Origin of the sequence: Rhizobacter sp. (genome assembly GCF_031412075.1) — a bacterium.
In the GTDB taxonomy this organism is placed as follows: domain Bacteria; phylum Pseudomonadota; class Gammaproteobacteria; order Burkholderiales; family Burkholderiaceae_C; genus Rhizobacter.
Window position 1 is genome coordinate 1 of sequence record NZ_JANOCG010000016.1, and the last position, 8,601, is coordinate 8,601.

The window sequence follows — 8,601 nt, forward strand, 5'->3', positions numbered from 1 at the left end:
CCTGCGCTGGCCGGGCAGACCGCCGGCCTTATCACCTCCGTCAAGACGGCCAAGGAAATCATCGACGAGACGGTGGCCGAGTTTTTTGCCATCACGGCGCGGCTCGGCGGATTGGCGCAGTCGCGATCGTTTGCTTAGACGGGTCGGTCGCTGGTGCGGGCGCGGCACCGGGCCGCCGCTCGCCGCGCCGCGAGCCACAGCGGTGGGCGTAGACCCAGGTGAACTCAGCGCCCAGCAGGAAGATCTGCGCCGAGTAATAGACCCACAACAACACCACCGCCAGTGAGCCGGCCGCGCCGAAGCCCGAGGTCACGCCGCTGCGGCCGATGTACAGGCCGATGAGTGATTTGCCGATGGTGAACAGCAAGGCGGTCACCGCCGCGCCCACCCACACATCGCGCCACGCCACACGCACGCGCGGCATGATCTTGTAGATCAACGCAAAGATCACGGTGATGAGCACGAAGCTCAGCACCAGGTTGGCGATTTGTGCCAGCAGCTCCCAGCCGCCGAACAGCGGGGCCCACCAGCGCCCGAGTGCCGACAGCCCGGCGCTCACCACGAGCGAGACCATCAGCAGAAAGCCGATGCCGAGGATCATGCCGAACGAGAGCACGCGTGCGCGCAGCAGGCTCCACACACCGCTGATGCGCTCGCGCACCGGTGCACGCCAGATGCGGTCGAGCGCGTCTTGCAGCTCGGCAAACACCGTGGTGGCACCGATCAGCAGCACGCCGGTGCCTACCACCGTGGCAAGCACACCTTCGGCCGGTTTGCTGACACTTTGCAGCAGGGCCTGCACGGCCAGCGCACCTTCTTTGCCGATCAGCCCGTGCAGCTGGGCAAAGATCTCGCCACGCGCCGCCTCGGGCCCGAACACCAGGCCCGCCACCGCCACCACGATCAACAGCAAGGGGGCGGCCGAGAAGATGGTGTAGTAGGCGAGCGCCGCGCCCATGCTGGGTGCGTAGTCGTCGCTCCACGACATCGCAGCGTCTTTCAGCAGCAGCCAGGCGGTGGTGACGCGCATGGCCACCTGAGGCTCAGGCGAACGAGGTCACCGACTCGTTTGGCTGCGAGATTTCGCGCAAGGCGGTGTCGGTCTTGACCGATTGGCGTGTGGCCAGGTCGCCCAGCGTGACGATGCCCACGATCTCTTTGGCGCGGTTGAGCACGGGCAGGCGTCGCACCTGCGCGTCGCCCATCTGCTTGAGCACATCTTCGACCGAGTCGTCTTCGGTGCACGACAGCGCCTGCGCCGTCATCGCTTCGGCCACCAGGGTCTGGCTGGCGCTCTTGTTGAACGCGGTGGCGCGCACGGTGATGTCGCGGTCGGTGATGATGCCCAGCAGCGCGTGGCCGTCGTACACCGGCAGCGAGCCCACGTTGAGCTGGGCCATCAGCTCGGCCGCACGTTGCACGGTTTCGTCGGGGCGCACCACGATCACGTGGCGGGTGATGACATCGGAAATCTTCGGCATGGAGGTGCTCCTTGAGTGCGCGATAAAGCGCGTCGACCGAGCATAGGTGGGCGTGCTGGCGCGGGCCAGTCGGCGGGTGCCCTGGCCGCGTGTGGGCGCTGTCTGACAGCGTGCCGCGGGCTAGGGTGCCGGGGTGCGGCGGGCCGCCACCGCTTCGAGCTCGCCCAGGAACTCCTTGTAGCGGATCGGCTTGGTGACGTAGGCGTCGCAGCCGGCGGCAAACACCTCGTCTTCGTCGCCCTTCATCGCGAAGGCGGTGACGGCGATCACCGGGATGGCGCGCAGCACCGGGTCGGCTTTGAGCAGGCGGGTGGCGGCCAGGCCGTCCATGTCGGGCAGCTGGATGTCCATCAGGATCACGTCGGGCTGCTGCTCGCGCGCCAGCGCAATGCCAGCGGCGGCGGTCTCGGCCTCGATCGCTTCGTGGCCCGCGCGTTGCAGCACGGCGACCATCAACAGCATGTTGACGGGCAGGTCTTCGATGATCAACACACGCAGCATGCAAGGGCCTCGACAAGGTGTGCCGCATTAGCCCAGCTGCAGGGGTGAGACGCAGCTGTCAGGTCTTACAGGGCGCGTGAGGGGTCTGCGAAGATGCGCCCTTCAAACATGGGGGGATGCACAGTGAACCTTCAGCTTGGCAACGATGCCGCGACCGAACCCGCCGCGCTCGCGCGCTGGTTGCCACGCGGCCTGGCGGTGATGGCAGCCGCGCTGCTCGGCTTTGGCCTGGTGATGTGGATCGCCGCCAACTGGGAGAGCCTCGGCCGCTTCGGGCGGTTTGCGCTGTTGATGGGTTTTGTCGGTGTGATGGGCGCAGGCGCGGCGCTGCGACCGGCAGCGCGTGCACCGCTTGCGCTGCTGGCGATGTTGGGCATCGGCGCCTTGTTCGCCTACTTCGGCCAGACCTACCAGACCGGCGCCGACCCGTGGCAGTTGTTTGCCTTGTGGGCGGTGCTCGCCTTGCCCTTGTGCCTGGGCGCGCGCAGCGATGTGCTGTGGGCGCCGTGGGCGCTGGTGGTGGTGACGGCGATCTCCTTGTGGACCCACGCCCACCTCGGCCACCGCTGGCGCGTGCAGCCCGAAGACTTGCGCACCCACGCGCTGGCCTGGCTGCTGGCCGTGCTGTTGGTGGGGTGGCTCAGCCGGCCGCTGCAACGATTCACCGGCGCCGGCTTGTGGAGCCTGCGCACGGCGGCCACGCTGGCGGTGGTGATGACCACGGCCACGGCGCTGGGCGGCTTGTTCCACACCACGGTGGCGCCGCATTACGCGCTGGGCTTGTTGGTCATGACGGGCGCGGCGGGGCTCTTGTGCCTGCGGGTGGCGTTCGACGTGTTCGTGCTGAGTGCGGTGGCGCTCGGCCTCAACAGCCTGGTGGTGGCGGGCCTGTCGAGATGGCTGTTCGACGAACAGCGGGGCGACCTGATCGGCTCGCTGCTGTTGATCGGCCTGTTGGCGGCAGGTTTGCTCGCGGCCTCGGTGAGCACCATCCTCAAGCTCGGCAAACGCCACGGGGGTGCCCATGCGTGACACGAACGGCGACGAGCTGGGCCGCCCGGTGGCGGTGGGTGTGCGGCCTGCCGATGTGGCTCCCGCGCCTGCCGCGCCGCGCCCTTGGCCGGTGGTGCTGCTCACGGCGCTCGGCGCGTGGCTGGCGGCCATTCCTTTGCTGATTGTGGTCGGCCTGTTGCTCGGTGACTGGATCACGCGCAGCGTTGGGCCTTATGTCGTCGGGCTGCTGGTGCTGGCGGGTGCGGTGGTGGTGCTGCGCTCGCGCAGCGTGCCGTTGTTCGTGGAACAGCTCGCGGTGCCGGCCTTGCTGGTGGGTGGCGGCAGCCTGGCCTTTGGTGTGTTTCGCGACATGCCCGAGCGGGCCGGTGCGGTGCTGCTCGCCGGGGTCACGCTGGGCCTGGCGCTGGCCATCGCGCGCGACTGGCTGCGGGTGCTGTTCGGTGCGCTGATGGCCGGGCTGGTCGGCTTTGCGCTGCTCGGGCCGCGCTCGTTCTTCTTCGGTCGCCACGGGCTCGACGAAGCCTGGCTGGCTTGCCATGGCCTGTTGTTGTTGTGGCTCGGCACGATGTGGGCACAAGGCCGCTTGCGCAAGGAGGCGGCGGCGTTGATCGAGTCGGCCGCAGCCGGTTGGTTGCTGGTCACGCTCGTGGGCCTGGCCGCGTTGGCGGGCATGAGCTTTCTGGTGGGCGGCACGCTGGGGGGTGGCCTGGTCGGTGAAGTGACACGCGAGGTGAGCTCGGGCGCGGCTCGCGGCCATGTGGCGTGGCTGGGCATGCAGGCGCTCAGTGCGCTGCTGGCGCTGTGGGCGGCGGCCTGGATCGCACGCGCCTGGCCGCTGTTGCGGCAGCTGCCCTTGGTGCTGGTGGTGCTGTTGTGGGTGGGCCTGGCGGGTTTGTTGCCGACCCTGGGTGGCATCACGCTGGCGCTGGTGGGCACGCTGGTCACCGGCCGTTGGCGGCTCGCGTCGACCGCAGCGGTGGCGGCCGTCTGGGTGGTGGGCAGCTTCTATTACCAACTGGCCTGGCCGCTGGCGCACAAGGCACTGCTGCTGGTCGCAGCCGGCACCGCGCTGGGCGCGTTGGCGTGGTGGTTGATGCGGCGAGAGGCGCCCGCCGCATCGCACAAAGGTTCATCGGCGCGTCGCCTCGGCCCTGCGGCGGCCTGGGTGGTCGCGGGCAGCATGGTGACCCTCGCCGTGGCGAGCTTCTCCATCTGGCAAAAACAAGACCTGATCGCACGCGGGCAACCGGTGTTCGTGGCGCTGGCGCCGGCCGACCCGCGCTCGCTGATGCAGGGTGACTTCATGCGGCTCAACTTCCGCCTGCCGGAGGAGATGGTCCAGCTTGCGCCGCCGGGTGTGACCGCAGCCCGCCCACAGGTGCGGGCGCGGCGCGACGCACGCGGTGTGGCCACGCTGCTGGGCCCGCACCACCCGGGCGTGCCGTTGGCCGCCGACGAGTTGGTGATCGAGCTGAGCCCCAAGAACGGCAGCTGGACCCTGGTCACCGACGCCTGGTTCTTCCGCGAAGGCGATGGCCAGCGCTGGGAGCAGGCCCGCTTCGGCGAGTTTCGTGTGGCCAGCGATGGCCGCGCCCTGCTGGTCGGCATGGCCGATGCCCAGCTCAAACCCATCACACCCTGAGGAGTGCACCGCATGAACATCGACAACGTGATCGAGGCCTTGCTGACCGCCCGCCGCACGGGCCAGGTGGGCGACGACCAAGCCCTGTCTGCGGCGGTGCCCACGGCCGACGATGCCTATCGGGTGCAGGCGGCGATGGCCAACGAGCTGGGCTGGTTCGATGACATGGGCGACGGCCCGCCGCGTCACTGGAAGTCGGGCGGCGCCTCGCGCAGCGCGGTGATGACGCACGCCCCGCTGCCACCGGCCGGCGTGTGGGCCAGCCCGGCCGATGCGCAGGCGTGGCCGTTTCGCCTGCGCTACATCGAGGCCGAGATCGCGCTGCGGCTCGGTCAGCCGGTGGATGCCGCCCTCGCGGCCACGCTCGATGTGGCTTCGGCGAGCGCGCTGGTCGACGCGATGTGCGTCAGCATCGAGATTGTCGATTCGCGCTGGCAGCAGGCCTTCAAGGCGCCGGCGCTGCTGCGCCTGGCCGACCTGCAATCGCATGCGGCGCTGGTGCTCGGCGAGTGGGTGCCGTATCGGTCGGGAGAAGCGGCGCGCGACTGGTCGGCCCAGCCCTGCCGTGTGCAGATCGGCGACAGCGTCACCGACCACCTTGGCACACACACCTGCGGCGACCCGGCCTGGGTGCTGCCCGACTGGCTGCGCCACGCCACGCGCGATGGCGCCGTGCTGGCGGCCGGCAGCGTGGTGACCACCGGCACCTGGTGCGGTGCCTTGCCGGCGCAGGCGGGCGACCTGGTGAGCGTGCAGTTCGAAGGCATCGGGCAGGCCCGCGTGCAGCTCTGACGCCTGCGTCGTCAGGCGCCGATCACACCCCCATCGCTTTTGCGGATCACCACGGTGGCCGAGCGCGGACGGCCGTCGGGACGGTGATCCGGCCAGCTTGAAAAACGCCTTGGGTTGGCCGGGTCGCTGCGCTCGCTCGGGCTTTCGCCCGGGTGCTGGATATTGATGAACATCGTGCGGCCATCGGGCGTGGCGGTGGCGCCGGTGATCTCGCTGCCCACCGGGCCGACCAGGAAGCGGCGGATCTCGCCACTGCGCGGGTCGGCGGCGAGCATGGCGTTGTTGCCCAGGCCCTGCAGGTCACCCTTGCCCATGGCCGAGGTGCTCATGTCGGTCTGGATCCACAACACGCCGCGTGCGTCGACCCACAGGCCGTCGGGGGCGCCGAAGGCGTCACCCTTGACCTGGCCCTTGGCCTCGGCCCGTTCGTTGGCGGGGTCGCCTGCGAGCACGAAGTGGTTCCACTGGAAGGCGGTGGCGTCGAAGTCGCCGTCTTCCTTCCAGCGGATGATGTGGCCCATGCTGTTGTTGGCGCGCGGGTTGGCGGCGTCCACGGCGGGCTGGTTGGGCTGGCCGCGGTTGCTGTTGTTGGTCAGCGTGCAGTACACCCAGCCTTGCGGGTCGATCGCAATCCACTCCGGGCGGTCCATCTTGGTGGCGCCCAGCAGGTCGCTGGCCTGGCGGGTCTTGATCAGCACCTCGCCGGCGTCGGCAAAACCGTTGGCGGCCGTCAGCGCGCCCTGGCCGTGGGTCAGCGGCAGCCAGCGGCCGCGGCCGTCGGCGTCGAAGCGGGCGACGTGCAGCGTGCCGTGGTCGAGCAGCTCGGCGTTGGCGGCAAAGCCGCCAGGTTGGATGGTGTCGCGGCTGACGAACTTGTAGATGTATTCGAAGCGGGCGTCTTCGCCCGAATACACCACTGCCCGGCCGTCTTTGGTGACCGCCACGGTGGCCCCTTCATGCGCGCCGCGGCCGAGCGCCGTGCGCTTGACCGGCGTGCTGCTGGGGTTGTGCGGGTCGATCTCGACCACCCAGCCGAAGCGGTTGGGTTCGTTGGGGTGCCGGGTGGCGTCGAAGCGCTCGTCGAACTCGTGCCAGCGGTAGCCGACCGGGTCGCCCTTGCGCAGGCCCCAGCGGCGCTGGTGGGCGTCGGGCTCGTCGGGGCCCTTGAAGTAGAAGATGAAGTTTTCTTCGCAGGCGAGGTAGGTGCCCCAGGGGGTGATGCCGCTGGCGCAGTTGTTGACGGTGCCCAGCACACGGCGGCCGGTGGTGTCGGCGGCGGTGCGCAGCAAGGGGTGGCCGGCGGCGGGGCCGCTCAGCCGCATGGGCGTGGACGCGGTGATGCGGCGTGCCCAGGGCGACGGGCGCACCACCTCCCACCGGCCGCCCTGTTGTTGCACTTCGATCACCGAGACGCCGTGAGCGGCCTGGGCCTTGCGCACCTTGTCGCGCGTCCAGGTGGCCATGCCGTCCTGGTGCAGCAGGCCGTCGTCGGCGTACTCGTGGTTCATCACCAGCAGGCCGGCGGTGCTGCCCTGGGTGGCGTAGAAGTGGATGCCGTCGTGGTGCATGCCCATCTGCGCTTCTTGTTCGGCCGGGCTGTTGCTGGCGTCCCATTTGAAGGCCGGGTTGTCGCCCGACAGGCCGACCGGCTCGCCCCAGGCGGCGATCACCTGGGTGACGTAACCCTCGGGCACGCTCACCGTGTCGGCACCCGACACCGCCACGCTCTTGAAGCCAAGCAGCGACTCGCCGGCCACGCTCGCGCAGCCACCCAGGCCGGCAAGCGGCGCCAGCAAGCCGGCCACCGCCACGCCCGCGCCGCCGCGCAGCAGCGTGCGCCGCGCCGGGTCGCTCACCTCGTGGATGCTGGGGTTGGAGGAGCGATTGCTGTCCTCCATGGTGGAGAAGTCTTTGGACATGCGGTTCTTCCGTGGGCTGTGGAGTGCGGAGCTCGAACCAGACCCTGCCCGATTCTGGTGACAGATGGATGAAAAGAGCCGGGGTGACCCGGCGCCACGACCTCAGGGTTTTGCCGCCTCCAGGCTGGCCTGGGTGAAGGGCGGGTAGGTCGCCGGCTTGTATTTGTTCAGGTTGGTCAGGAAGTTGTTGTCGCGCAGCGGAATGGTGGCCGAGCCGTAGTCGAAGGCATTCAACTTGTTGCGCATGGCCTCGTTGCCGATGCCGTCACCTTTCAGCTCGTACCAGCTGACGATGGACGGCGTGACGAACTGGCCATAGGCGTTTTCTGCGGTTTCACCCGTGCCGGCGAAGCGCAGTGCGTGTGTCGTCACGCCATCCTTGTGGTACACGATTTTCAAGTGACCGTAGTGCATCGGCAACTGGGCCACAGGCTTGTTGAACAGGTCACCGTGGGCGCTGTAGCCGCCATGGGTCACCACACCGTTGGTGGTCCACACGGCCGCATGCTCCCAGTCATGGCGGTGGCCGCCGCCCAACACGGTGGCTTGGTCCTTGAGGAAGTACAGGGCATAGAAGTGGCCGCAATAAGTGGCGCCGCCGCTGCTGATGCAGGCGTGGCGGTGCAGCGTATTGGACGTGTCCAGAAAGCCGCTGGCGCGGCACCCGCCCGTGATGCTGCCCGAGGCCTTGAGCCCGCTGTTCTGCACACCTGCGCGGCTGACGCCGGCGCTGGGCAGGCAACCGTCGGTGTCGAAATCGAACACCGGATGGGTGGCGGTGATGTCGACCGTGGTCGGAAGCGCTTCGTTCAGCTTGGCGAAGGTGTCTGCGCTGGCGGGGCTCGTCAGGGAAGCGGCCAGCAGCAAGCCGGCGATCAAGTGGGTCGCGTTCATGGAATCTCCTGAGTTGTTGTTTGAGAGGGCGGCGCCAGTTTCGAACACGACCATGACGGGCAGGTGAACGTGCACCAGCATCGTCCGGCCAACGCTGGCACACGCTTTGCTCTGCATGACTTGTCATAACAAGTTGGGCCGGCGATGAGCAAATCTGGTGCTTCTTCTGGTGCAAACCCGGCACCCCCGCTGCGAGTGGTGCAGCCGCCTGCAGCGAAATCAGCCGCTGTGGTGCTGCCCTTGTCGACGGTGCCGGTGTATGCGCAGATCAAGGACATCCTGCGCGCGCGCATCCTTGACTGCAGCTACCAGCCGCACCAGCAGATTCCATCCGAGAGCGAAATGATCGCCTCGTTAA

At 68.7% G+C, this 8,601-nt stretch carries 8 protein-coding genes and 1 pseudogene; 4 read left to right on the top strand and 5 right to left on the bottom strand.

Annotated features, from left to right (window positions below):
* Positions 1–91: 91 nt before the first annotated feature.
* The 3 genes from RMO40_RS00510 to RMO40_RS00520 form a co-directional block, all read right to left on the bottom strand.
* Positions 92–1,030: a YhjD/YihY/BrkB family envelope integrity protein gene (locus RMO40_RS00510; protein ID WP_309714898.1), complete on the bottom strand. Its 939-nt coding sequence runs from the start codon at positions 1,028–1,030 to the stop codon at positions 92–94.
* 13 nt (positions 1,031–1,043) lie between these two features.
* Positions 1,044–1,481, bottom strand: coding sequence for a CBS domain-containing protein (locus RMO40_RS00515; RefSeq protein WP_309714900.1), 438 nt, complete (start codon positions 1,479–1,481; stop codon positions 1,044–1,046).
* Positions 1,482–1,601: 120 nt separating this feature from the next.
* Positions 1,602–1,982, bottom strand: coding sequence for a response regulator (locus RMO40_RS00520; RefSeq protein WP_309714902.1), 381 nt, complete (start codon positions 1,980–1,982; stop codon positions 1,602–1,604).
* Positions 1,983–2,105: 123 nt separating this feature from the next.
* Between RMO40_RS00520 and RMO40_RS00525 the strand changes: the two genes are divergently transcribed.
* The 3 genes from RMO40_RS00525 to RMO40_RS00535 are packed head-to-tail and all read left to right on the top strand — an operon-like array spanning position 2,106 to position 5,430.
* Positions 2,106–3,014 carry a DUF2157 domain-containing protein gene (locus RMO40_RS00525; RefSeq protein WP_309714904.1) on the top strand — a complete coding sequence of 303 codons (909 nt, stop codon included), beginning with the start codon at positions 2,106–2,108 and terminating at the stop codon, positions 3,012–3,014.
* Positions 3,007–4,638, top strand: a complete 1,632-nt coding sequence (locus RMO40_RS00530) for a GDYXXLXY domain-containing protein (RefSeq protein ID WP_309714906.1) — start codon at positions 3,007–3,009, stop codon at positions 4,636–4,638. Before RMO40_RS00525 ends, RMO40_RS00530 begins: the two co-directional genes overlap by 8 nt.
* Before the next feature lie 12 nt (positions 4,639–4,650).
* Entirely contained in the window at positions 4,651–5,430 is a 780-nt protein-coding gene (locus tag RMO40_RS00535) for a fumarylacetoacetate hydrolase family protein (protein ID WP_309714908.1), read from the top strand.
* Positions 5,431–5,441: 11 nt separating this feature from the next.
* Here RMO40_RS00535 and RMO40_RS00540 read toward each other — a convergent pair whose 3' ends face one another.
* Positions 5,442–7,349 (bottom strand): alkaline phosphatase PhoX, encoded by a 1,908-nt coding sequence (locus tag RMO40_RS00540; protein WP_309714910.1) that lies wholly within the window; start codon positions 7,347–7,349, stop codon positions 5,442–5,444.
* Positions 7,350–7,451: 102 nt separating this feature from the next.
* Positions 7,452–8,243: an NPP1 family protein gene (locus RMO40_RS00545; RefSeq protein WP_309714912.1), complete on the bottom strand. Its 792-nt coding sequence runs from the start codon at positions 8,241–8,243 to the stop codon at positions 7,452–7,454.
* 228 nt (positions 8,244–8,471) lie between these two features.
* Between RMO40_RS00545 and RMO40_RS00550 the strand changes: the two are divergent.
* A pseudogene (locus RMO40_RS00550) lies at positions 8,472–8,601 on the top strand (GntR family transcriptional regulator); the annotation flags it as partial.